The organism is Synechococcales cyanobacterium CNB, assembly GCA_030263455.1.
Lineage (GTDB): Bacteria > Planctomycetota > Phycisphaerae > Phycisphaerales > UBA1924 > CAADGN01.
In genome coordinates, this window is sequence record SZOZ01000008.1 from 60325 (window position 1) to 84762 (window position 24438).

Here is a 24438-nt window from a genome sequence, read left to right on the forward strand (position 1 = left end):
GTACGCCGCAAGCTCAGGCGGCGCGTCGGGTCGCGCTGGTGGCGTCGAGGGTGCGGCGGAGCCGTTCGCGGCCGTCCTGCTCGGTGAACTTCGAGAAGACGACGGCCATGCGCACCGGCCCGTCGACGCCGTCGTCGTCGGTCCAGACGACGTTGCCGAGTGCGGAGACATCGCGTTCATCGCGTCCGGCTGCGCATGGGAGAGTGATGCGCACGGCGACGGGTGTGCCTGGGACGATGGGCGCGTCGAGTTCGAGTTGGACGCCGCCCTCGGAGACGTCGTAGGCATGGCCTTCGAGCCATGCGGCGGTCTCGCCGACGCGGACGCTGACGGGCGTGTACATGGGCTTGAGCGCGATGCGCTCGAACTGGCGCCGCTCCGCACCGTTGCAGTTTTTCATGGCCGACTCCCGGGAGCGCACAACGCCGCGCGGGCGCACGCCCTCCCCCCTCCTATCGGCCCATCGACGGGCGGACTTCACGAGACCCCGCCCCCGCGGCCCCAGGCCCGGGGCATCAGGCCTCCGGCCTCTCCCGCACCACGAGTTGCACGCTGACCTTTGAGAGGTCGAGGCCCATGCGGCGTGCGATCTCGCCGATGGTGGAGCATCGCATGAGTTTCTCGCCGAGTTCCTCGGGCACGTCGAGGACGCGGCCGTCGGGCAAGGCGAGGTGGACGTGCTGGTGCACCTCGGCGTCGAATCGGCAGGGTCCGTTGCCGTTGGTCGACGGGATGCGGCGGCAGAGTCCTGCCTGCGTGAATGCTTCGAGGGTGTTGTAGACGGTGGCGAGGCTGAGGCTCTCGTCCTCGTTGCGGACGGAGTCGAAGAGTTCCTCGGCCGTGGGGTGGGAGCGTGAGGCGGCGAGGGCGTCGTAGAGCACCTCGCGCTGGCGTGTGCAGCGCAGGCCGTGCCGCCTGAAGACTTCTCGAACACACTCAGCCTGATCGTGCACCGCGACCGCCTTCCCCGCCCGGATGCCTGGATTCGTGTGGAATCATTGGCGCACCGGGCGAGCGGGGCCACGAAGTCGTCCCAACTCCGCCTATTCCCCCTCGTCTTCCTCGTCGGGGGGGGCCAGGCACATGCGATGGTGCGGGACGCCGACTTCCATGAACTGTTCGCCATCGATGCGCCAACCGAGGCGGCTGTAGAAGCCCATGGCGTCGTCGCGGGCGTGGCAGAAGACCTCGCGCAGGCCGAGTTCGCCGAAGGCGCGGCGTTCGAGTTCGACGACGAGGCGGCGGCCGATCCCCTCGCCCTGGCGCTGGAGGTCCACGGCCATCTGCATCAGCTTGCCGACGCCGGGTTCGGGATAGTCGGGGATGAGCAGGGCGCAGCCGACCACGCGTGGTCCGGAGGGATGGTCGAAAACGGCGACGAAGTGCTCGGCCCGGTCGTCGATGGCGAAATCGCGCCGGAACGCCTCCATCGAATACCCGATGGGACGGAGCAGGACGGCGTCGCGCAGGGCGCACTCCTGCTCGTAGAGGGGATCGACCGTCGTGATGCGCCTGACCCGGATCATGAGAGCGCGGCCTCACCCTTGCCCCGTTCTGCCGCTCCACGCCCGGCTGGTGCGCTGCTGTGACGCGCAGTCCCCGGGTCGAACGCCCCGGAAGCGGGGAGGCACGAGCGTAGCAACTCGGCATCGTCCCTACCATCCCCCGCCATGACCCCGCGACGCCCAACCCGTCCTGTGTACGTCGGCGACAGCCGCACGGGCATCGTGCAGATCGGCGGCGGGCTTCCGGACTGGGCGGGTCGGGCGACCGCGCCCGCGCCGGTCTCCGTCCAGACCATGACGGCGGGGTACACGCACGACGTGGACGCCTGCGTGGCCGAGATCGACAGGCTGCACGCGGCCGGGGCGGACATCGTGCGGGTCGCGGTGCCGGAGAAGAAGGACACGGCTGCGCTGCCGGAGATTCTCGCGCGGACCTCGGTGCCGATCGTGGCGGACGTGCATTTCCATTTTCAGCGGGCGTTGGAGGCGGTCGAGGCCGGCGTGCACAAGATCCGGCTGAACCCCGGGAACATCAACGAGCGTGCGCAGGTGGTGGAGGTGATCCGGGCGTGCAAGACCGCGGGCGTCCCGATCCGGGTGGGCGTGAACGAAGGCTCGATCGTTGAGCGTCGCGACAAACAGAAGCGACTGAAGGAACTCGGTGCGGTCTTCAGCGAGCAGAAGCACGGGTACCTGCTTGCCATCATGGTGACGAAGCTCGAGGAGTACCTCGACGTCTTCTACGAGGAGGACTTCCGCGACATCGTGATCAGCGCCAAGAGCATGGATGCGGCGTTGACCATCGACGCGTACACGGAGATTTCGCGCAGGTTCGACCATCCGCTGCACCTGGGCGTGACGCACGCGGGGCCGCGCGAGACCGGGTGCATCCGCTCGGTGGTCGCGCTGGGCACGCTGCTGGCGAACGGCGTGGGGGACACGATCCGCATCTCGTATGCCTCGGACCACGTGGGCGAGGTGGAGGATGGGCTGGAACTGCTCTACGCGCTGGGGCTCCGCGAGCGCAAGGGTGCGGAGCTGATCGCCTGCCCGACGTGCGGGCGCATCCAGGTGGACCTGTTCACGCTGGTTCAGGAGGTTCGGCGGACGCTGACGGCGCGCGTGGAACTGCCGATCAAGGTGGCGGTGATGGGATGCGTGGTGAACGGGCCTGGCGAGGCGGAGGGGGCGGACGTGGCGGTCTTCGCAGGGGACCGGCGGGGCATCATCTACGTGCAGGGCGAGCGGGTGGCGAACTTGCCGGAAGGGGAGATTCTGCCCCGGCTGCTCGATGAGTGCCTGCGGTTCCAGGAACGAGTGCGGCGGGGTGAGGCGCGACTGGGAGAAAAGAAGGTCAGCATCGTGCCGCCGGATCCGCTGGGGGAACTCGGAAGCGGGTGGGAGAAGATGGCGGCGGAGCGAGTGCGCTCGACACCCATTACGATCCGGACGACGTGAGGGCGGAAGCACGAACTACAGCCGCTCGCCTAGAGTCGCGGTACGCTGCGGTCGCGGCTTGCTGAATGTGCACGAGTCGTCATGGTCGAGGTCAGCGTGCTCGCTGAGGCCTCGCCTGCGCGTCCAACATGCGTGAGACCATGGCTCGCATGGCGCCTGCCTGCTCGGGGTCGATGCCGGCCTCGTCGAGGCGGACGGTGATGGCGGGGAGCCAGAACTCGCCGGCGACCTCGAAGCCCAACTCCTCGACCATGCGGCGTTCGAGGTCGGGGAAGTGGCCCGCGCCGTAGAAAACGGCGACGCTCTCGACGCCGGACTGCTCATCCATCAGTCGTCGGAGGTCGTCGAGAACGACGGTGTTGCGATCGACGATGAGGACTTCGAGGAGCCTGCCGGCCTGGCCGAGCTGGGCTTCGAGGATTTCGTCGGCGCGGGCGACCATTTCGAGCATGGCGAGTTTGGCGGTGGCGCGCATGCCCTCGTTCATACCGACGAAGCGGAGGAGCACGCCGGCCATGCGCGACATGATGGACTCGCCGGAGAGGGCGCGGAACAACTGGTTCGCGGCGGCGGCGGTGCGCTGGTCTGCCGCGGGAGCGTCGCCGGCGTTGTCTTCGTTTGCTTCGGCGCCGGCCTGACCGCCGCCCGTGAGCACCGACCGCAACTGCTCGATGGACATGTCGCTGTTTCGCCAGTGTCGGCGGTCGTAGTCGATGCCGCGGAGCTGGAACTCCAGTCCGAGGGCGTCTGCGAGTTGCTGCTGTATGCCGGGCAGTCGCGGGAGGTCGGGGCGGACGGAGACGCGCTCCGCCGCGACTGCGACGGTGAGATCAGCGGCCGCGCCCTCGCCGCCCGGCTGGCGGTCCGCGCCGAGACTGATCAACCGGAATCCGTGCTCGCCGATGCTGGCGGTGATCGGCGTACCCCAGGCGTCCACGATCGCCCGCTCGACGACGGACGGGTGGATGCCGGGCAGTTTCTCCGCCAGGGCGTCGAGGGTTTGCGGGTACGAACCGGACTCGCGCCTTGCGGCGATGAGCAGCATGGCGGCGGCACGGAGGCGTGCCTCGGTGCGTTCGATGTTGATTTCGTCATCGTCGGCGTCGCCGCCGGTGAAGGGTCTCTCCCCGCCGACGCCCTCGTAGAGCACGAGGTCCTGGGCGTCGAGAAAGGCCTGCACGTCATCGTAGAAGGACTGGTCGGCGACGTGGACCGCGCCGACGAGGTGGACGAGGGGTGAGCCTGGCCGCGTCAGCGTCCGCACGGAGAGTTCGAGGGTCGAAGCAAGACCGCCTGCGTCGTCTCGCACGCGCATGTATTTCGCGGCGCGTTCGGCCTGTTGGCCGAGGGCTGCCGGTCCCAGGACAACCCCCACGACGCCCGCAATCCAGACCAGTCGCTTCATCCGCATCGCTCGCTCCCTGTCGGCACTGATGTCACCCGCCACATGATGTTCCGGTTCTCCGCCGTCGGGTTGCAGGCCGGCCTGCCCACCCCCGGCTTCAGCGTCCCGCGCGCCCTGCGACGATGCCTCTCACCCTCGCCGCGCAGGCGGCGGCGCGGCGTCGGACGCGATCGTCGTTCTCGCCGCGTGCCATCTGGACGACCTGCGAGGCGAGTTCCGTCCACCGCCTGCCGACGGAGGTTCGCCCGTCGATGGTGAGCGCGCGCGAGGCGAGCCAGACGGCGGCGAGCCGATGGCCGGGGCGTTCGTCGCGCAACATGCCGACGAGTTCGCCTGCGGCCGCCTGGCTGTCGCCGAGCGCGAGCATCGCGCGCAGGGCGTTGGCGCGGACGCGGTGATGGCCGTCGGCCTTGAACTCGATGACAGACGGCGCCTCCCCGGGCGCCGACTTCTGGTCCGGGAAGTCGGTGCGCTCGCGGCGCATCCGTCGCGCCAGCGCCTCGACGGCGTTCGCGCGCACGCGATCGTCCGAGTGCGAGAGACAGGAGCGGAGCGTTGCATCGGCGTTTGGCGGCGCGCCGGCGTCGCCGAGCGCGGCGACGGCGGTGGCGACCTCGCGGTCGGTCGCGCCCGCGCCGCCAGCGGCGAGGGTGAGCAGGGCATCCTCAACTTGCCGGTGCAGCCCGAACCGGCGTACGACGCCGAGCGCGCGGAGTCTGGGCGCCTCGGCAGCCTGGACGAGCAGCCCGCGCAGCATCGAGACGAGTTCGTCGGGGTTCAGGGCGAGCAGGCGGCGGGCCGCGAGCCGGGAGGCGGCGGAGTCGGGGTCGAGCGGGTCGAGGCGATCGCGGTCGGCCTCGGCGATGAGTCGCACGCATCGGTGCGGGGAGAGGCAGAGCCGACCGGCAAACCTGCGGCGTGCCGCATCGGACGGTCTCGGCCCGCTCGGCACCCCGCCGACTGCGGACCAGAGGAGGGTCGCGGTGCGGGCGACGATCGGGTCGGGGTCGAGGCAGTAGTCGGGGAGTTCGGCTGCGGACGCGGCCCGCGCCGCGGCGAAGCGAACCGACGGCTCCGGATCGGTGACGAGCGGGCCGAGCGCGGCGGAGCGCGTCGCTTCGTCGAGTGCCAACGCCTCGACGAGGGCTGGCAGGCCCGTTCTCGCCTGGGCGGAGAGGCGGCAGAGGGTCGCGCCGTCCGGCAGCGGGCCGCCCGACGCCACGAGGCGGGAGCGGGGGTCAGTCGCGCCCTCGACGGGACGAGTGCGGACCTGCATCCGGCGCACACGGTGCCGGCGAGCCGGCCTGGCCAGGAGGTGCCAGGCGCGCAGCACGGCCTCGTGTTCGGCGATCGACTCCGCCCTGCCGAGGCGTTCGAGGGCGGCCGGCGCGACCGCGCGATCCGCGAGCCACCACAGGGCGAGCCGTCGCGCAACGGCCGAATCGGAACGGCGGAGCGCCGCTCGCACGCCCGCGTGGTCGTCGCTCGAACGCAGCTCGGAGGCGAGACGGGCACGCCCCGGTCCGAGTTGGTCCGCCTCGAAGGGGCGAGGGAGCAAGACCATCGCGCAGAGCGCGAGTTGGCGTGTGCGTCGGATCGATGCGCCGGCCATGCACCGCGCGACGATCCCGGCGAGTTCATCGGCGGCGTCCGCGGCGTCCGGCGCGCCCGGGTCCATGGGCTTGGCCAGCACGTCGGAGGGCGCATCGGAGCCGAGGAGCGCACGAGACTCGACACCGGACGCGCGCGCGCAGAGCCGCAGCAGCCCCGCGCCCGCGGCGGCGGCGATGCGCCGGTCCGGATCGGCCAGCATGTCGGCGAGCAGTGGCGCGAGGACGGGGTCGCCGGACTCCTGCGCAACGCGGACCGCGGCATAGCGGGCGGCAGGATCGCTGTCCGCAACGACCACGCGGAGCGCATCTTCCCATCGGCCGCGGCCGGCAGCGAGGGTGATCCTGCGCAGGCACGGCCCGAAGCGCCGCCAAGTGCGCGCGACCTCGACCAGCGCCGCGTCGGCCACCTCTCGTCGCGCCGACGAGGCCCGCTCGGGGATCAGGGCGAGTTCGATGAGTTCCGTCCCGAGGGTCTCGACGTCTTCGTCCGGGGCATCACGGACGGCCTGAGCGATCGCTCCCAACCTCCGCCCCGGGGGGAGTTTGCGCAACGCATCGACACGGGCGGCGAAGCCGGCCATTCGCGTGTCCCTCGCGGGGTTCCCCCCCCTGGGTCCGAAAAAGTCGCCCAAAACATGCTAGTCATTGTGGACACGGGGCGGATGAGTCAATATCTTGGGCCGCATGTGGGGGCCTGCCAAGGCTGGCTGGGGTTGGCGCCGGGAACGGACGACAGCACGCACCCTCGGCCTACAGTCGCTGCTACCTCACGTGGGGACCGGGAGGGTCGCCGGGACGGAGTCCGGGCGGCCGCGACGGTGGCGTTCGGCCGAGGCCGGGACGCTCGAATCCAGGAGCACGCATGGACACGCAGACGAATCCGAGCAGTCTCCAATCGTACCAGGTGGTTCTCTATGACCGGGCGCTGCACCCTGAACTGTTTCAGCTCAAGGGTCGGAAGGTCGTCAAGCACGGGGCGTACGAGTTCGAGGGCTGGCTGATGGGGGGCGCGCACCTGCTGCGCTTCGAGCACGGGCCGGTGTGCGCGTGCGAGCTTGTGACGGACGAGGAGCACAGCCTGCCGACGGCGGGCGTGGTGACGGCGTTCTTCTGCGCCGGTGAGCGGGACTTCGATCACAAGTTCCGCGACACGCCGGTGAACTACATGACGACGGTGCAGACCGAGACGCTGAGCGAGAACCTGTACCTGGCCACGTTCGAGGAGCTGGTGGAGTTCGCGCGCGAGGCGCGTGCTCTGGTTCACCGCTGGACGGACGTCGCCGGCCCATGCCTCTCGATCCTCGACATCCAGCGATTCAGCCGCGAGGTGCACGCCCAGTCGTACCACCTGTTGGCCACAGGGGGCGTGGTGCTGCGAACGCAGACGATCTTCGAGCACGCGTGAGCGAGCGGCTTTCGGCTTGGGCATGCCCGCGGGTGTGACCCCCATGGGTCCGCGTGGACCCGTGGTGTTGTCTGCGTGCCCCGCCCCATACCATGCTCCCTCTGTCCGTCCCCCACTCCCGCGAGCGACGCCCATGACCGGATCGACCACGCCCGACGCCAAGCCCGGCTATCGCCAGACGCTGAACCTGCCGCAGACGGCCTTTGCGATGAAGGCGAACCTGGTGCAGAACGAGCCTGAGTCCATCCGTCGTTGGACGGCGATGGGGCTGTACCGCCGGTTGCGCGAGCGTGCGGCGGCCGAGGGGCGGCGTCGCTGGCACTTCCACGACGGCCCTCCCTATGCGAACGGTTCGCTGCACCTCGGGCACATCCTGAACAAGTCGCTCAAGGATTTCGTGGTGCGGTCGCGCTCCATGATGGGGCTGGACGTGCCGTACGTACCGGGGTGGGACTGCCACGGGCTGCCGATCGAGCACCAGGTGATGACGAGCCTGGTGGAGAGCGGCAAGTCGGCGAAGCTGGCGGAACTAGACGACGACCGTCGCAAGATCGCGGTGCGTCGCGACTGCCGGGCGCACGCCGAGAGGTTCATCAAGCTCCAGTCCGGGCAGATGGTGCGGCTGCTGACTCTGGCGGATTACGAGCGGCCGTACCTGACGATGGACCCGGCGTTCGAGGGGGCGACGCTGGAGGTGCTGGCGGACCTGGTGGAGCAGGGGCTGGTGTACCGCGCGCTGAAGCCGGTGCACTGGAGCATCGCCAACGAGACCGCGCTGGCGGAGGCGGAACTCGAGTACGAGGACCGGGTGGACCCGTCGATCTACGTGGACTTCGAGGCGGAGGACGGCGCGGCTGTCTTCAAGGCGTTCGGGCTTGCGACGCCCGCGGCGGGTTCGGTCGGGTTCATGATCTGGACGACCACGCCCTGGACGCTGCCGGCGAACCTGGCGATCGCGGTGCATCCTCGGTTCGAGTATGCGCTGGTGGAGGTGGACGGGCGGACGACGGTGACCGCGGCCGCGCTCGTCGAGCGGGTGACGAAGGCAGCGAAGGCGAAGAGCGTGCGCACGCTGGCGACGGCGACTGGCGAGAGGCTGCTCGGCCTGCGCTACAGGCGCCCGATCGAGGCCGCGATTCCGGGTGTCACGCCCGCCGTGTACACCATCGTCCCGGCCGAGTACGTGACGCTCGATGACGGCACGGGCCTCGTCCACACGGCCCCCGGGCACGGGGCGGAGGACTTCGCCACCGGCAGGCGCGAGGGGCTGCCCGTCTACTGCCCCGTGCGGCACGACGGGACGTACGACGAGACCGTGCCCGACTGGCTGCGCGGCGTTGATATCTGGAAGGCGAACGACCTCATCACCGCGAATCTGCGCACGAACGCGCGCCTGTTCCACATGGAACGGATCACACACTCGTATCCGCACGACTGGCGGAGCAAGACGCCGGTCATCTTCCGGTGCACGGAGCAGTGGTTCGTGGGCGTGGACGTGCCGACGCGCCGCGAGGGTCGCACGCTGCGCCAACTCGCGCTGGACGCGACTGCGGCGTCGGTGGCGTTCGTCCCCGAGTGGGGCCGCAACCGGATGCGGGGGATGCTCGAATCGCGTCCGGACTGGTGCATCAGCCGACAGCGATCGTGGGGTCTGCCGATCCCGGCGTTCTTCCTCGAGGACGGCTCGGCGCTGCTGACGGCGGCGAGCGTGCGTGCCGTGGCGAAACTGGTGCGTGAGAAGGGGAGCGACGCGTGGTTCACGAGCGGGCCGGCGGAGTTGCTGCGCCATTACGACGCGGCGAGCGATCCCGATGCGCCGGAGTCCGTGCGGCGTGACCCGGCCGCGCTGCGCACGGCGCGCAAGGGGCCGGACATCCTGGACGTGTGGTTCGAGTCCGGCTCGACGTGGAACGGGGTGATGCGGGAGCGTGAGGGGCGCGACGCGGTGCCGGTGGAGTTGTATCTCGAAGGGTCGGACCAGCACCGGGGCTGGTTCCAGTCGTCGCTGCTGGCCGCGCTGGGGGCGACGGGCGGTCCGCCGTACAAGGCGATCCTGACGCACGGTTTCATGGTGGACAAGGACGGTCGGAAGCTGAGCAAGAGCAAGGGGCACAGCGTCGAGGACCTGTTCAAGTTGTACGGGGCGGACGTGGTGCGGTGGTGGGCGTCGTCGCTGGCGTACGAGCAGGACATGAAGACGGACGACGAGTTCTTCCGGCTCGCCGGGGAGAGTTATCGCAAGGTGCGGAACACGCTGCGTTTCATGCTGAGCAACCTGTATGACTTCACGGCGGAGCGGGCGAAGGCGGCCGGGACGCCGGACCCGCTCGGGCTGGACGCCTGGGCGCTGTCGGAATACGGCGACGTGGAGCGTCGCGTCATCGCGGCTTATGAGCGGTACGACTTCCGCACGGCGCACCTGGCTGTCTACGACTTCTGCAACGACTCGCTGAGCGCGGTGTACCTAGCGGCGGTGAAGGATCGGCTTTACTGCGACAAGCCGGACTCGGCGAGGCGGCGATCGACGCAGGCCGCGCTGTGGCGGATCACGGATGGGTTATGCCGTCTGGTCGCGCCGATCCTGTGCCACACGGCGGACGAGGCGTGGCGCGCGTTGCACGGGGCGGGCGCCGGGGATGCGGAGAAGTGCGTGCATCTTGAGACGTTCGGGGGCACTGCTGAAGGGGAGTTGGCGTGCGATCCGCGGTGGGCGAGGGTGATGGCGGCACGCGAGGCCGCGCTCGCGGTCGTCGAGCGTGCCAAGGCCGAACTCGGCGTCGACAACCCGCTGGACGCCGGCGTGACGCTGCCCGATCCGGACGGCGATCTGGCGGCGTTCGACGCACGCGACCTGGCGGACCTGCTCGGTGTCAGCCGGGTATCGCTCGACCCGAAGGCGCGAGCGCCGATCGTGCATGACCTGCGGTCCGAGCCGAGATGCGAGCGGTCGTGGAAGAGGGACGGCACGGTGCGCCAGCGGAGCGATGGTGGGATGCTCTCGGACCGGGACGCGGAGGCGGTGGGCGTGTCCTGATCCGCGGCGTGAGAAACCGCTGCCTGACGGTCTGGACTCGCAGCGTGGTCCGATAGCCGCGGTTGCGGCATTGCAACGGGATCGCTGCCGGGTTCGTGATGACGTGGCGGATCGGCAACGCCGGGCTTGAGGCGCGGCGTCGGCGTGTCGATGAAACGCCGCATGGAGAGGAACTTTTCTGAGTCGGGGCCTGAGTTGCCCCGCCCCGAACAGCCGCCCCGCCCCGGTGACGCGGCACACCCCACGCCGTCCGCTCGCGCGGAAGGAACGAAGTTCCGGCGTGCGGACCCGGAGGACTCGCCGCCGGTGGTGGAACGGCTTGAGGCGCTGGCGCACGAGCTGGGCAACCTGCTTGACGGCTCGATGCGCACGCTGCTGCAGGCGGAGCGGTCGCTCGGCGACGCGGAGGGGGGGGCGGTCGATGACGCGCGGAAGCGTCTGGACACGGTGCGCGGCTCGCTGGAGCGCATGGCGGACCTCGTGCACGCGGCGATGCGCGGCACGCCGGGGCTGATCGGCTCGCGGACGTTCGGGCCGGGCAGGCCCGTGACGCTCGCCGAGGCGATCCGGCACGCGGCGGACGTGGTGCGTCCCGACGCGGACGACCTGGGCGTCACCATTGATCTGCGGCTGGACGCGGGCGCGGAAACCGCCGGGTCGGGGCCGGTGTACCCGATCGTGCTGAACGGTCTTCGGAACGCGGTGGAGGCGATCGCGGCGTGCCGACCGAGCGCGGAGGGCAAGCCGGGCGGGTGCGTCGAGGTCCATGCGTCGGTCAGCCCGGCGGGTCGTGCGTGCGTGCTGATCCTGGACGACGGCCCCGGCCTGCCGACGAGCAAGGGCGAGGGGCTGTTCCGGCACGGGTTCACGACCAAGCCCGGCGGGCGCGGGATCGGGCTGTCGCTCAGTCGGAGCGTGGTGCGGGAACTGCCGGACGGCGCGATCGAGTTGCGACAGCGTACGGACCTGCCGGACCCCGCAAGGCCCGGCGCTGCGCTCGATGTGCGATGGATCGTGCGGGCGGAGGACAGACGGCGTGCGGGGTGATCGAGAAGCAATGAACGAGCGACCCGGGGCACGGGTGCTGATCGTTGATGACGACCCGATCGTCGCGGAGTCGCTGGCAGAGTTCATGCGCGGGGAGGGGCACGGCGCGGCGACGGCGTTCAACGGCGTCGAGGCGCTGGCCGCGCTGGAGGCGGCCGAGGACGAGGGCGACGCCTTCCGGGTGGTGATCTGCGACGTATCGCTGCCTGGGATGAGCGGGATCGAGCTGCTGAGGCGGATCGTGCGCGAGCGGCCTGGGACAGCGGTCGTGATGCTCACGGGCTACGCGAACGTCGAGACGGCTGTCGAAGCGTTGCGCGTCGGCGCGGTGGACTACCTGACGAAGCCGGTGGTGGACGAGGAGCTTCGCGTCGCACTGGAACGGGCGCTGCGCCAGCAGGCGTTGATGGCCGAGAACCAGCGGCTGCGGCGGCAGCTTGACGGGCGGTACAGCCTGGACGGAATCATCGGCGGCGACCACCGGATGCGGCGCATCTTCGAGCTGGTCGAGGCGGTCGCGCCGACGCGAACGACGGTGCTGATGACGGGCGAGAGCGGGACGGGGAAGAGCCTGATCGCGCACGCGATCCATCACCGCTCGCCGCGGCGCGATGGGCCGTTCGTGGAGCTGTCGTGCGGGTCGATCCCGGAGACGCTGCTGGAGAGCGAGCTGTTCGGGCACGTGAAGGGGGCGTTCACGGGAGCGCACGCGGACAAGGCGGGTCGGTTCCTGGCGGCTGACGGCGGGACGATCTTCCTGGACGAGATCAACAGCGCCAGCCCCGGGATGCAGTTGAAGCTGCTGCGCGTGCTGCAGGAGCGCCGCTTCGAGCCGGTCGGCTCGACGAAGACGGTCGAGGTCGACGCGCGGGTGGTGCTGGCGAGCAACCAGCCGCTGGAGGACCTGGTGGCTCGGGGGCAGTTCCGGCAAGACCTGTACTACCGGATCAACGTGGTGAAGATCGAGTTGCCACCGCTGCGTGAACGCGTGGGCGACGTGCCGATGCTGGCGGAGAAGTTCCTGGAGCGGTACGCGGCCGAGGCGGGCCGTCAGATCGCGGGGATCAGCGGCGAGGCGATGGACGCGCTGCGGCGGTACCCGTTCCCCGGCAACGTGCGTGAACTGGAGAACGTGATCCAGCGTGCGGTGGTGCTGACGAAGGGGCAGACGATTCTTCTCGAAGACCTGCCGCCGCATGTGACGGGGGAGTCGGACGCGGGTGTGCTGGCGCGGCTGACGACGGGCGGCACCGAGCGCGACGAGGGCGAGTGGAGGCCGATGGCGCTGGAGGAAGCGCTGCGGGAGCCGGAGCGGCGGATCATCCTGCGCGCGCTGGAGGCGAACAACTGGAACCGACAGAAGACGGCGGACGACCTGAAGATCAACCGGACGACGCTGTACAAGAAGATGAAGGCGCTGGGGATCGACGCGGGGGAAGAGGCGGCGTGAACGGACGATGCAGGCGGACTGACCGGGAGAGAACGCGGAGTTCGCGGAGGGGCACGGAGAGCGCGGAGTTCATCCGAGCACGATCAATCGGGGATGGCGTCTTCGGAGACGTTCTGGATGGCCCACGCGGGGTTGTCCGCGCTGAAGCGGAGGCGGATGAGGTCGTTTGTGGTGGAGTCGACGCCGAAGACGTTGAGTTGGCCGCCTTCGAGGTCGGTGACGCGGCTGGTGAGTTGTGAGTTGGGTCGGGGCTGCTCGGCGGGAAGGTCGGAGGTCATGTCGGCGGTCTGCCAGGTCTGGCCGTTCTGTTCGAGTTCCGGGGACCACCAGTAGATGACGAGTTCGCCGCCGGTGTCGAGTCCGGCGACGTTGAGGCCGCCCCATGGTGCGACGTAGCTGGTGACGGTACCCCCGTCGAGCGTGGGACCGCCGGCGATGTCGGTGAGGTTGTCGGTCTCCCAGTCGCCGACGAACTGCGGCACCCACCAGGTGACGACGAGCTGCCCCGCGGCGTTGAGTCCGGCGATGTTGATGCCGTCCCATGAGGTGAGGTAGGCGGTGAGTCCGCTGGCCATGGGCGGGGCGCCGGTGATGGTGCTGAGGTTGTTTGCGTACCAGACGAGTCCGCCGTCACCGGACCAGACGGACCAGATGTTGCCGCTCGCGTCCAGCCCGGCGATGTTGAGGCCGTTCCATGAGGTCACGTAGGAGATGAGCGGTCCGACGATGGCGGGCATGGGGATGTTCTTGGGTGAGAGTTGCGTGGTGACGAGGTTCTCGAAGGACCAGATTTCGATGCCCTGCGAGTCCCGGCCCATGTTCTTGTAGAGCACCATGTTGCCGCCGGTGTCGATGCCTGCGACGTAGACGCGGCCGTCGAGGTCGGCGAAGACGGTGAGATCGCCGGGGATGCGCGTGGCGGGCGCGAGTTCCTGGGTGAGGTTGCGTGCGGTCCATTCGTTGGCTTCGTTGCGGGTGTAGACGTAGACGCCCTGGGGCGTCGAGGTGGCGGCGAAGAGTCGCTGGGAGATCGGATCGACCCAGGCCTCGACGTCGGCGGTTGCGGTGGGCACCGGGCCGTTCGCGCGCGCGATGAGATCGACGACGCGCCAGTCGCCGTCGGGGCGGAGGTCGTAGGCGATGGGGTCGCCGTCGGCGTTGAGGATGCCGAGGGCGATAAGGGATTCAAGGGGGGGAAGAGGCTCGGCGACGACGCGGGTGCCGACGCCGAGAAGTTTGCGGAAGTCGCCGCTCTGGAAGATGACGTCGGTGGCGAGGAGGGTGGAGTCGTTGTCGGAGATGATGAACTGGTAGACATCTCCGTTGCCGAGCGTGAGGCGGAGGGTGGTTCCCGAGATGGACCATGTGCCGGTGAAGGCGGGGTCGGAGCCGCCACCCTCGAAGTCGAGGAGGTCGATGGCGGAGAATGTTCCGTTCTGGTTGAGTGTGAGGGCGAGGTCGGCAGGCTCGAAGGCGAGGCCGTCGTCGTCGATGTCGGTGAGCGTGAGTCGGTAGAGGCCGGCGACGCCGGCTGCGGTGGGCGAGGGCGCGCCGCGGACGCCGATGCCGATGGCGATGTCGCCATCCGCGGCGTCTGCGTCGGACCAGATGATGACGGAACCGTCCGCGCTCATGTAGAGCACGGAATCTTCGAGCCCGCGCACGAGGTTGAATCGTCCCATCGCGCCTGTGCTGACGATGGCGTGTGACTCGGCGACGGGGGGGGTGCCGGGGGAGCCGGTGAGGGTGACGACGATTGCGCCCGGGCCGATGCTGGCGGTTCCGCCGTGGACGAAGGCGCGTTCTGCGTCGAAGCTCACGGTCAGCGACTGGAAGAACCACGACCCGACGATGTCGCTGGTGGTGGCGGAGGTGGGACGTTGCACGGCGAAGGTGAGTTCGGTGCGTGCGCCGCCGGAATCGCGCCCGAAGAACCAGCCGAGGGGGTAGCCGTTTTCTTCGAGGAAGCGTGCGCCGGTCTGGTCGTCGTAGGGGGTGAAGGCGTCGACGAATCCGATCCGGATGCCACCGTTGGGGCGGTCGGTGACGGAAGCGAAGTCGATCGGGACGGCGGGGAGCGGGCCTGCGTCGCCGGAGTCGAAGCGACTGCCGGTGAGGGACCCGTCTTCCTGCATGACGGCCTCGGCAAAGTAGACGGTGGGGCCGCCTTCCATGTACAGCCCGACGCCGGCGAGATTCCACGGGGCGGCGAGCACCACCCGTTGTTCGAGATGCTCAAGGAACGGGCGCGGCTCGGCGGCGTGTGCGCACGGCTTGAGGGCACGCGGGGGCTTCGGCATCGCAGGACTCCCTCTGGGGGTTGCTCGCGGCCCGGGGCTGGGCGCGGGCGTCGGGGCCTCTCGCGGCTTGCGCGGACCCCACGCACTGATGCAGTGTACCGCACGGCGTTGTGGCCGCCAAGCGGATGGCGGCGTACCGATGAAAAACGGGGCGGGCAAGGCGCCCGCCCCACTGGGAATGATTGGTTGAGGTCGGTCTACTTGTCCGAGTCGGGCAGCCCCATGCCGCGACGGTCGGGGTCTGCGGGTCGGGGGGCCGGACGGTAGGGGTTGGTCTCGACGGACTGGAGCATGAGATCGATTGCGGCGTCGAGTTGTGGGTCGTGGCCGCGTGCCATGAGGGAGGGGTCGTCGACGACCTCGATGTCGGGGTCAACCCCGTGGCCTTCGACACCCCAAGTGCCGTCGGTCTCGTAGAAGCCGAAGGTGGGGACCGCGGTGTATCCGCCGTCGATGAGTCCGGGCACGCCGGAGATGCCGACGAGTCCGCCCCAGGTGCGAGTGCCGATGAGTTTGCCGAGTCCGTTGTGTCGGAAGAGCCAGGGGAACATGTCGCCGCCGGAGCCGGCCAGCCCGTTGATGAGCATGCACTTCGGCCCCTGGTGGGAGTCGGGCGGCCAGGGCCAGTCCTTGCCGTCTCGGCGAGCCCAGTAGTTGGTGCGGGGGCGGTTGAGGAGTTCGATGAAGCGTGTGGGGATCTGCCCGCCGCCGTTCCATCGTTCGTCGATGATGAGCGCTGCCTTGCCGGTCTGGCCGTAGAACTGGCGGAAGAGTTCGTTCTGTCCATCGACTCCGGTGTTGGGGACGTAGATGTATCCGACCTTTCCGCTGGTGCGTTCGTCGACGTAGCGGCGGTTGGCCTCGATCCAGGAGCGGAACCGGAGGTTGGCTTCTGAGCCGATGGGTGTGATGGTGACCTCGCGTTCCTTGCGGGCTTCATCGTCGCCGAAGAGGTTGTCGGCGAGGGTGAGTGTGGTGTGCTTGCCGGCGAGTCCGATGAATGCCGCCCAGGGGTCCTTCGACGTATCGATGGGTCGTCCGTTGACGGCGAGGAGCCAGGTTCCGGGTTTGGCGTCGATCCCGGGCTGGCTGAGTGGGCCCCGTGCGTCGGAGTCCCAGGGCGCGCCCTCGTGGATTCTCTTGATGCGATAGGCGGAGCGTGCTGTGCCGTCGTCGGCGGTGGCGGTGGCGAGTTCGAAGTCCACGCCGAGGAGTCCGACGTTGGCGCTGGGCTGCCCCTCGACGTCGCCGCCCCAGTAGTAGGCGTGGCCGACGTTGAGTTCGGAGATCATCTCAGAGATGATGTAGCTGACGTCCTCGCGATTCGCGGCGTCCTGCAGCATGGCGTGGTACTGCTTGTAGATGGCGTCCCAGTCCACGTTGTGGAGGTTCTGGACGTAGAAGAAGTCGCGGTGTCGGCGCCAGGCGTCGGTGAAGAGCTGCTCCCACTCCTCGCGGGGGTTGACCTGCTTCATGAGTTCCGTGGCGAGGGGCTTGGAGATGGATTGCCCCGCGCGGGCGTCGACGATTCCGAAGCGGTTGTTCTGGTTGATGAGGAGTTTCTTGCCGTCGGCGGAGACGGCGTAACCGCCGGCGCCGGCGATGACGGTCTTTTCCTCTGCCTTTTCGTCGCGGACGTCGAAGATCTTGATCGAGGGGGGGGTACCGCGTCCGCCGGCCCGGACGTAGAGGAGTTCGCCCTTGTCGTTGGACGCGAGGCCGAAGAAGCGTCCGGAGGAGACGGGGAGTTGCATGGCGCGGCCTTCGAACCCGTCGAGGTCGATAACGAGGGGCTTGTCCTTGTCGTCGGCGGCCTTGACGGCGTCGGCGGGCGGCTTCTCGTCGGTCTTCGTGGCCTCCCAGGTGCCATTGATGCCGAGTTCGGGGACTTCCCAAGTGCCGGCGAGCTTGTCGCCGGCGAGTGTGCCCTCCATCTTTGTCGTCATGCCGTCGCGTGCGCGGGTGGCGGTGAACTTGCCGGTTGCCTCGTCGAAGGTGACGGCATCGTAGTCGTTGGTCTGGCCCATCGAACTGCTGGAGCCGGTGATGGAGCCGTCGGCGGCGACGATGATCGTCATCGTGAACTCGACCTCGTCCTGCGGCGCTCCGATCTTGCTGAGTCCCTTGACGGTGCCCTTCCAGACGCCGTGGATAGGGCTGACGGCGGCGGCGTCCTGCTTCCTGGCGGCGTCGTCGCCGTTCTCGCCGTTTTCGTCCTTCTTGCCGTCGGCGTCGCCGTTGTCCTTCTTCTCCCCGTTGTCCTTCTTGGCGTCGTCCTTCTTATCTTCCTTCTTGTCGTCCTTCTTCCAGGTCTCCTCGTCGCTCTCGACGAGGCGCGGGTTCTTGACGTCCTTGTTCAGGGGAACGGCGAGGAGCCTGCCGGTGTCGGCGTAGACGAAGGTCGTGCCGACGTCCTCGTACTGCGGGTTGGAGAAGTCCCGGCTGGAGGAGTAGTAGAGGAAGTCGCCCTTCTTGCTGAAGACGGGGTTGGAGTCGTCGAAGAAGCCGCTGGTGACCTGGTGTTTCGTGTCGTTCTTGAGGTCGTACAGCCAGATCGAGCGGGTGCCGGAGTCAGCGTCGGTCTTGGCGTAGGTGATCCAGTTCGAGTCGTGCGACCAGTCGATGCCGGGCTGGTTCGCCCACTCGTCGCGGTCGAGGACGCGCTGCTCGCCGGTTTCGGCGTCGACAAGGATGATGTTGGCAGCCTTGTCGGTGACGATGATCTTCTTCGAGTCCGGCGACCAGAGGGCGCGGAAGAAGAAGGTCTTGTTGCCCTTGGTGACCTGGCGCGGCTCGTCCTTGCCGTCGGACTGTCGGACCCAGAGTTCGTACTCGCCCGAGGCGTCGGAGAAGTAGGCGATCCAGCGGCCGTCGGGGCTCCAGGCGGGGCTGCGCTCGGCGGCGCCGGAGGTGTCTGTGAGTTGGCGGACGGGGCCTTTCTCGGCGGGGACGGTCCAGATGTCGCCGCGTGCTTCCATCACGGCGCGTTTGCCGGTGGGAGAGACGGCCCATGCGCCCATGTTTCGTCCGGCGTCGATCATCTGCGGGCGCAGGCGGGGGCGATCGCCGGGGATGACGACCTCGACCGCGCGCGAGCGTCCCGTGCGCAGGTCGAGGAGCATGAGCGAGGAGCCGAGCTGGTAGACGATCTCACCGCGGTTGCGTTCGCCGGGACCGATGGAGGGAAACTTGACGTCGTAATCGGCGTGCTTGGTGATCTGCTCGCGTTTTCCGGTCTTCTGGTCGTAGGACCAGATGTTCTGTCGGTGCTCCGGCCCCTGGTCGGAGAGGTAGTAGAGCGTCTCACCGTGCCACATGGGGGAGGTGTCGGTGCCTTCCCAGTCGGTTGCCTGCTTCCACTCGTAGGTCTCGAGGTTGAAGAGCCAGATGTCGGTCTGCATCCCGCCGCGGTACCGCTTCCAGGTGCGGAAGTCGATGGAGTGCGGGGTGTAGGCGAGCCACTTGCCGTCCGGGCTGATGGCGGCGTTGGTGCCGTAGGGGACGGGGAGTTGCTCGGGCAGGCCGCCGGAGGGGGAGGTAACGAAGAGCTGGGTCTGTCGGCCGAGTCCGGCGAGAGCGTTGCTGGAGAAGAGGAGTTTGCCGTCCGGGGTCCAGTCGCAGAGGAACTCGCCTGCGGGGTGGTGGGTGACGCGGGTGGGGATGCCGCCGGTAACGGGGACGGTGTAGAGATCGCGGTTGCCGTCGTAGTTGCCGATGAAGGCGATGGTGGTGCCGTCGGCATTGAAGCGTGGGAAACCTTCCTGTCCCGGCGGGCTGGCGAGTGGTGTCGCCTGTCCGCCGGCGCGTGGGACGATCCAGATGTCGTTGGCGTAAACGAAGGCGATGTGTGTCGCGCTGACGTCTGGGTAGCGGAGCATGCCTGCGTGGGGCTTGATGTCGTCGGAGGCGGCCGAGACCGTGCCGGCGACGAGCGGAAGGAAAAGGCAGAGCGCGGCACGGACAGCGAGTGAACGGCGGTGCATGGTGGACTCCTGGCTGGATCGTCGAACTCGGGGCCACGGACCCCGCGTGGTATGGCTTCTTCCGAGGGAGGCGGGCGCAGTTGCAACGAGAACTGAACCCACGTGAAAGGGGAGGGGATGCGCCGCAACGCTCCTTCCGTCGCGCATCCCGCCCGGAAGCGCACAACCCCCGGCGCGTGACCGGGGGTCGTTCTCAAGAGCGGGTGAAGGGACTCGAACCCTCGACTTTCACGTTGGCAACGTGACGCTCTACCACTGAGCTACACCCGCGCCCCTGTCCCCGGATCGCGTCCCGGAGGACACGCTGAAAGTACGCGCCGGGGTGGGGGGAGTCAAACAGGAGGAGCCTCAGCGCTGGGGCGGCCGGGACGCCCGATCGAGCGTCTCCATGACCTGCTGGGCTGTGTAGGCGTTGGAGAGCCACGGCTCGGAGAGGCCCGGACCGTCGATCACGAGCAGTGGGATGCCGGTCTGGCCGAGGTCGCGGAGGGTCGTCCAGCCCGGCGCGGAGGTGCTGGTGAGGTCCGCGGTCAAGGGAAGGACGCCAGCCGCTCGGAGGCGGCTTTTCACCGGCTCGCGGTTGAGGACGGCGGCCTTGAGGGCCTTGCAGTTGAGGCACCACTCGGCGGTGAAGTCAATGACGACCACGCGGCCCGAGGTGCGAGTCTCGGCCCAGAGTTGAGGATCGAACGCCACCCAGAAGTTGTCGCGTGCCTTGGCGGACATGTCCACCGCGACAAAGACGCTCGAACCCGCGAGAGCCAGGGCGATGGCCGAGAACGCTCCTCGCCTGCCCGGGCTGGCGGTGATGGCGAAGGTTCGTCGCAGCAGCCAAGCGGCAGCGACGAGGACGAACGCGGCGATCACCCACCAGTGGAGGACACGGACATACCAGGGGAGGGCGAGCAGGCCGCCCGGTCGTTCGCTCAGGATGGCGAGGAGCCCCGAGCCGACGAAGTAGGCGGCGGCGGCGAGGAGCAGCAGGCCCATGACCTGCTTGACGAGTTCGCTCGCTGGGCCTGTGCGTGGGACGCGGGCGAGGAGTTTCGGGTTGGCTGAGAGCACGAGGTAGGGGGAAGCCATGCCGACGCCGAGCGCGGTGAAGATGACCATGACGACGCCCGGCGGCAGCGCGGCCGCGCCGGCCAGGAGCGCGCCGGCAACGAACCCGAAGCAGGGCAGGCCGAGCACGGCGGTCATGACACCGAAGACGAACGATCCCCAGGCCGAGTCGGCCTTGGGGTTGATGGCGTAGACGGACCTGGGCAGGTTGATGGAGAACGCGCCCATGATGCCGACGCCCATCGCGCCGATGAGCAGGCCGATGCCGAGCGTAACCCACCAGACCCCGAAGATGCGTGAGGGGTCTGTGACGCTGGCGAAGAGGGCCATGGGGAGGCCGATTCCGACCCAGAACGCGATGACGCCGAGGGCCATCCACAGGCCGAGCGCGAGCGAACGGCCGGGCGAGCCGGCGTGCTGGCTGATGGTGAGCACCTTGATGGGGATGACGGGCAGGACGCAGGGGGTGAGGTTGAGGATGAAGCCCCCCACCGCCGCGAGGAGCGCGACGATGGCGACGCCGGCCGCGCCGTCCGCGCTCGGGAGCGTGATGCCGAAGAAGGACCGCCCCGAAGGACCCGGGGGCGGTGATGGGGGTTGCGCACCCCAGCGGTCGCGGTCGGCGAAGACGGAGGCATCGAAGGCGGTGAAGAGCGCGGTATCCGTGGGTTCGCCCGCGGCGATGGGGATGCGGACCTCGAACGGGTAGATCTCGGGGATGAGGCATCCGACGTCGTCACAGGCCTGGAGTTCGACTTCGATGGCGAGCGAGACTTCGCCGCTCGCGGACTCGTCGATCTCAACCGGGATGAAGGCGACGGCCGTGCCCTCGAAGACGGGGTACGGCTCGGGTCGGCCCGTGCCGGCAAGATCGATGCGAATCTCGTGGACTTCGGGCCACTGGATCGGACCGACGGAGAGGCCCGGGGAGGGCTTGAGGTCGATGGTGGTCGGGATGGGAACAAAGCCGGCCCATGATGCGGGCACGACGGGGGCGTTCGTGTGGGTGTGCCAGCCCGGGGCGTGGTCGATGACGACGGCGACGGCAAACCTGGCGCCCGGCTCGGCGGCGGACACGGCGGGGACGACCCGGACGGTCACCTTGTCGCCGCCCAGGGGCTGTGCGGCGAGGTCGGAGAGCGGAGCGAGCCAGAGCATCAGCAGCAGGGGAAACGTGAGGCGGAAGAGGTGTGGCATCGTTTGATTAAAGGTCGGGAGGGGGTTCGGGGTTTCAGAGCGGGCGGCTGCTTCAAGCGGATCGGTCCCCGGGGCCGATAGTCGGGCGTGGCCCGGCGGGCACGGGGTGTTCGTGCGCGGGGGGCCTGTCGGAACACGGCTCCATGGCGAACGTGCTGGACCAGAGCGAGATCGATGCCCTGCTCGCGGCGGCGGAGCCGGACGAGAGCGAAACGCAGCAGGCGGAGGTTCGGGTCTTCAGCCGGAAGCATCGGGACGCGCCGCCGGAGATCAGGCCGTACGACTTCAAGCGTCCTGAGCGTGTGAGCAAGGACCAGATGCGTGCCTTGCAGACGCTGCACGAAGGGTTCGCACGGAACTTCGGGGCGTCGCTGTCGGGCTTCCTGCGGACGATCGTGGAGGTCCGAGTCGCGGACTGCGAGCAGATGACGTACTCGGAGTTCATCTCCGGGCTTCCGAACCCGACGAGCTTCAACCTGATCCAGACGAGCGCGCTGGAGGGGCAGATGTGCCTCGAGGTCAGCCCGCTGATCATTTACCCGATCATCGACCGTCTGCTGGGAGGGACGAGCCAGGACCTGTTCGTACCGCAACGGCCGATGACGCTGATCGAGACGCGGCTGATCGGGAACGTGATCCGGCGTGCGTTGGCCGCGCTGTCGGAGGCGTGGTCGGGCGTGAAGGAACTGCAGTTCGAGGTGAGCGCGACGGAGAGCAACCCCCAGCTTGTGCAGATCGTGCCGCCGAATGAGGTGGTGGTGGTGATCGTGTTCGAGTTGAAGACCTCGAACCGCGCGGGAACGATGAACCTTTGCATTCCGTACAACGTGATCGAGCCGGTGGTGGAGCAGCTGAGTTCTCAGAGCTGGTTCAGCGTGGCGAAGAACCAGCGTTCGGAGGAGATCGAGCGTCGGCTTGCTCGCGGGCTTGGGCACGCGAGCCTGGACCTCCGGGCGATCCTCGCGGAGACGACCATCACGCTGCGCGACCTGGCGTACATGGCTCCCGGGGACGTGATCGTGACGGAGACGGAAGCCACTCGGCCGGCGGTGCTGTGGGTGGGGCACGAGCGGAAGTTCACGGCGGAGGTCGGGCAGTACCGCGGCTCGCGGGCGCTGCGCGTGGTTCGGGCGATCTCCCGCGACGACCGGGTGTAAGCGGGGATGCTCCGGTCGGGGGTTGACCGGGGGGTCGCGGTGTCTCTACAGTTGTGGGTAGGTTTGGTCTCGGGCGGAGGTACGCCCCGGGAGTGACGTGGTATGCAGGTACTCGCCGACCATGGCCGCTGATCGGACGAAGCACGGCTGCGCTCGTCCGGCGCGCGCCCTGCCCCTGACGGGGCGGGGACAGGAGGACGCTCCGATGGGTTAGCCCGGAGCGCCATGGCGGACGCCCCGACGGCGCGGAAGGCCGGCGAGGCGTGACGGCGGGGCCACCTGCGCGCGGGCGCTCGTGGCCCTCGTGCTTTTTCAGGAACGAACGCCCCGCGAGCGGGCCGACAGGACAACCAGACAACCCGACAACTCGGAGCAGGACGGCATGAACACGCAGGAAATGATGCGGATCATCGATTCGATCTCGCGGGATCGCAACATCGACCGGCAGCTGCTGATCGCGGACCTCGAGGCGGCGATGGTCTCGGCGGCGCGGCGGTACTTCAACACGCTCGACACGGAAGAGTTCACGTGCTCGGTGGACCCTCTCTCGGGTCAGATTCAGATCTACCGGCACGGTCAGCCGCTGGAGATGCCTCCGGAGGCGTTCGGTCGCATCGCGGCGCAGACGTTCAAGCAGGTGATGATCCAGCGATTCCGGGAGGACGAGCGCAACAGCATCCTGGAGGAGTTCTCGAAGCGTGTGGGGGAGATCGCCACGGGCGTGGCGCAGCGTTACGAGGGCGGCGCTCTGGTGGTGACGGTCGACCGGGCGGAGGCGTTCATGCCCCGGAGCGAGCAGATTCCGGGCGAGCAGTTCCAGCCTGGGGACCGGGTGCGTTGCCTGATCCTGGACGTTCGCGACGCGGGCAACCAGGTGAAGATCGTGCTGAGCCGGGCGCACCCGGACTTCATCAAGCGTCTCTTCGAGGTTGAAGTGCCCGAGGTCGCGGAACGGATCATCGAGATCAAGGCGATGGCGCGCGAGGCCGGGTACCGGACGAAGATCGCGGTGAGTTCGATCGACTCGAAGGTTGACGCGGTGGGCGCGTGCGTGGGCGTGCGCGGGAGCAGGATCAAGAACATCGTTGACGAGCTGAACGGCGAGAAGATCGACATCATCCGGTGGAACGAGTCGAGCCAGATCCTGATCCAGAACTCGCTGAAGCCGGCGGAAGTGCAGGAGATCAGCCTGTGCTTCGAGCTGGGGCGGGCGACGGTGGTGGTGCGCGACGACCAGCTGAGCCTTGCGATCGGCAAGCGCGGGCAGAACGTTCGCCTCGCGGCGCGGCTGACGGGCTGGGACGTGGACATCCTGACGCCCGAGGAGTTCAACAAGGGCCTTGAGATCATGTCCGAGACGCTGCTGGGCATCGAGGGCGTGACGGAGGAGCACGTGGACCGGCTGGCCGCGCTGGGCATCGTGAGCGTGTTCGACGTCGAGGAGGTCGGCGCGGAGGTGCTGGCGACGGAGCTTGAACTGGACGAGTCGGTGGCGTCTGCGGTGGTGGAGGCGGCGTCGGCGCGTGCGAAGATCGTCGCCGAGCAGCAGCAGCGCGAGAAGGAGGAAGCGGAGGCGCGCCGCAAGGAGGAGGAAGAGGCGGCGCGGCGTCTGCTCAGCGGGGAGGGGCTGCCGACGACGGAGGAGGGCGCCGTCGATCCGGAGCTTGCGGCGGCGGCGATCCTGGGGATCGGCACGCGCGGGGCGAGCGGCGGCGGGAGCGATGGCGGCTCGTCGGGCGGTGCCGGCGCGACGAGCGCGGCGGCGGACGAGCGCGCGGCGGACATCCTGGGGGGAGACAAGAAGGACTGACCCGACGAAGGG

The 24438-nt window shown here is 68.8% G+C and carries 15 protein-coding genes and 1 tRNA gene; 7 read left to right on the forward strand and 9 right to left on the reverse strand.

What is annotated here, in order from left to right:
- Positions 1 to 13: 13 nt before the first annotated feature.
- The 3 genes from FBT69_09110 to FBT69_09120 all read right to left on the reverse strand — a co-directional run bounded on the left by FBT69_09110 (position 14) and on the right by FBT69_09120 (position 1430).
- Entirely contained in the window at positions 14 to 400 is a 387-nt protein-coding gene (locus tag FBT69_09110; GenBank protein MDL1904952.1) for a PilZ domain-containing protein, read from the reverse strand.
- A gap of 115 nt (positions 401 to 515) precedes the next feature.
- Positions 516 to 977 (reverse strand): transcriptional repressor, encoded by a 462-nt coding sequence (locus FBT69_09115; GenBank protein MDL1904953.1) that lies wholly within the window; start codon positions 975 to 977, stop codon positions 516 to 518.
- Positions 978 to 1043: 66 nt separating this feature from the next.
- Positions 1044 to 1430: a GNAT family N-acetyltransferase gene (locus FBT69_09120; GenBank protein MDL1904954.1), complete on the reverse strand. Its 387-nt coding sequence runs from the start codon at positions 1428 to 1430 to the stop codon at positions 1044 to 1046.
- Positions 1431 to 1670: 240 nt separating this feature from the next.
- On the opposite strand from FBT69_09120, the gene ispG reads away from it, so the two are divergent.
- A complete protein-coding gene (gene ispG / locus FBT69_09125; protein MDL1904955.1) occupies positions 1671 to 2963 on the forward strand; it encodes a flavodoxin-dependent (E)-4-hydroxy-3-methylbut-2-enyl-diphosphate synthase in 1293 nt (430 codons plus the stop codon).
- 91 nt (positions 2964 to 3054) lie between these two features.
- On the opposite strand, the gene FBT69_09130 is transcribed toward ispG, so the two are convergent.
- Together FBT69_09130 and FBT69_09135 are read right to left on the reverse strand one after the other, a co-directional pair.
- A complete protein-coding gene (locus FBT69_09130; protein MDL1904956.1) occupies positions 3055 to 4374 on the reverse strand; it encodes a hypothetical protein in 1320 nt (439 codons plus the stop codon).
- Positions 4375 to 4465: 91 nt separating this feature from the next.
- On the reverse strand, positions 4466 to 6562 hold the full coding sequence (locus tag FBT69_09135) for a hypothetical protein (protein MDL1904957.1): 2097 nt from the start codon (positions 6560 to 6562) through the stop codon (positions 4466 to 4468).
- A gap of 281 nt (positions 6563 to 6843) precedes the next feature.
- Here FBT69_09135 and FBT69_09140 point away from each other — a divergent pair, with 281 nt between their 5' ends.
- From FBT69_09140 to FBT69_09155, 4 genes are all read left to right on the forward strand, one after another.
- Positions 6844 to 7386 carry a hypothetical protein gene (locus tag FBT69_09140; protein MDL1904958.1) on the forward strand — a complete coding sequence of 181 codons (543 nt, stop codon included), beginning with the start codon at positions 6844 to 6846 and terminating at the stop codon, positions 7384 to 7386.
- 22 nt (positions 7387 to 7408) lie between these two features.
- On the forward strand, positions 7409 to 10420 hold the full coding sequence (gene ileS / locus FBT69_09145) for an isoleucine--tRNA ligase (protein ID MDL1904959.1): 3012 nt from the start codon (positions 7409 to 7411) through the stop codon (positions 10418 to 10420).
- Between the two features lie 150 nt (positions 10421 to 10570).
- Positions 10571 to 11467, forward strand: coding sequence for a HAMP domain-containing histidine kinase (locus tag FBT69_09150; GenBank protein MDL1904960.1), 897 nt, complete (start codon positions 10571 to 10573; stop codon positions 11465 to 11467).
- Positions 11468 to 11477: 10 nt separating this feature from the next.
- A complete protein-coding gene (locus FBT69_09155; protein MDL1904961.1) occupies positions 11478 to 12917 on the forward strand; it encodes a sigma-54-dependent Fis family transcriptional regulator in 1440 nt (479 codons plus the stop codon).
- Positions 12918 to 13000: 83 nt separating this feature from the next.
- Here the strand turns inward: FBT69_09155 and FBT69_09160 are convergent, their stop codons facing one another.
- The 4 genes from FBT69_09160 to FBT69_09175 form a co-directional block, all read right to left on the reverse strand.
- Complete coding sequence (locus FBT69_09160) at positions 13001 to 15217, reverse strand: copper resistance protein NlpE (protein MDL1904962.1); 2217 nt, start codon at positions 15215 to 15217, stop codon at positions 13001 to 13003.
- Positions 15218 to 15414: 197 nt separating this feature from the next.
- Positions 15415 to 19347: a peptidase S41 gene (locus FBT69_09165; protein MDL1904963.1), complete on the reverse strand. Its 3933-nt coding sequence runs from the start codon at positions 19345 to 19347 to the stop codon at positions 15415 to 15417.
- 51 nt (positions 19348 to 19398) lie between these two features.
- Positions 19399 to 19470: transfer RNA gene (locus FBT69_09170), tRNA-Gly, on the reverse strand.
- A gap of 78 nt (positions 19471 to 19548) precedes the next feature.
- Positions 19549 to 21459: a hypothetical protein gene (locus tag FBT69_09175; protein ID MDL1904964.1), complete on the reverse strand. Its 1911-nt coding sequence runs from the start codon at positions 21457 to 21459 to the stop codon at positions 19549 to 19551.
- Between the two features lie 143 nt (positions 21460 to 21602).
- On the opposite strand from FBT69_09175, the gene fliM reads away from it, so the two are divergent.
- Together fliM and nusA are read left to right on the forward strand one after the other, a co-directional pair.
- Positions 21603 to 22616, forward strand: a complete 1014-nt coding sequence (fliM, locus tag FBT69_09180) for a flagellar motor switch protein FliM (GenBank protein MDL1904965.1) — start codon at positions 21603 to 21605, stop codon at positions 22614 to 22616.
- A gap of 382 nt (positions 22617 to 22998) precedes the next feature.
- Positions 22999 to 24426 carry a transcription termination/antitermination protein NusA gene (gene nusA, locus FBT69_09185; protein ID MDL1904966.1) on the forward strand — a complete coding sequence of 476 codons (1428 nt, stop codon included), beginning with the start codon at positions 22999 to 23001 and terminating at the stop codon, positions 24424 to 24426.
- Positions 24427 to 24438: the final 12 nt, after the last annotated feature.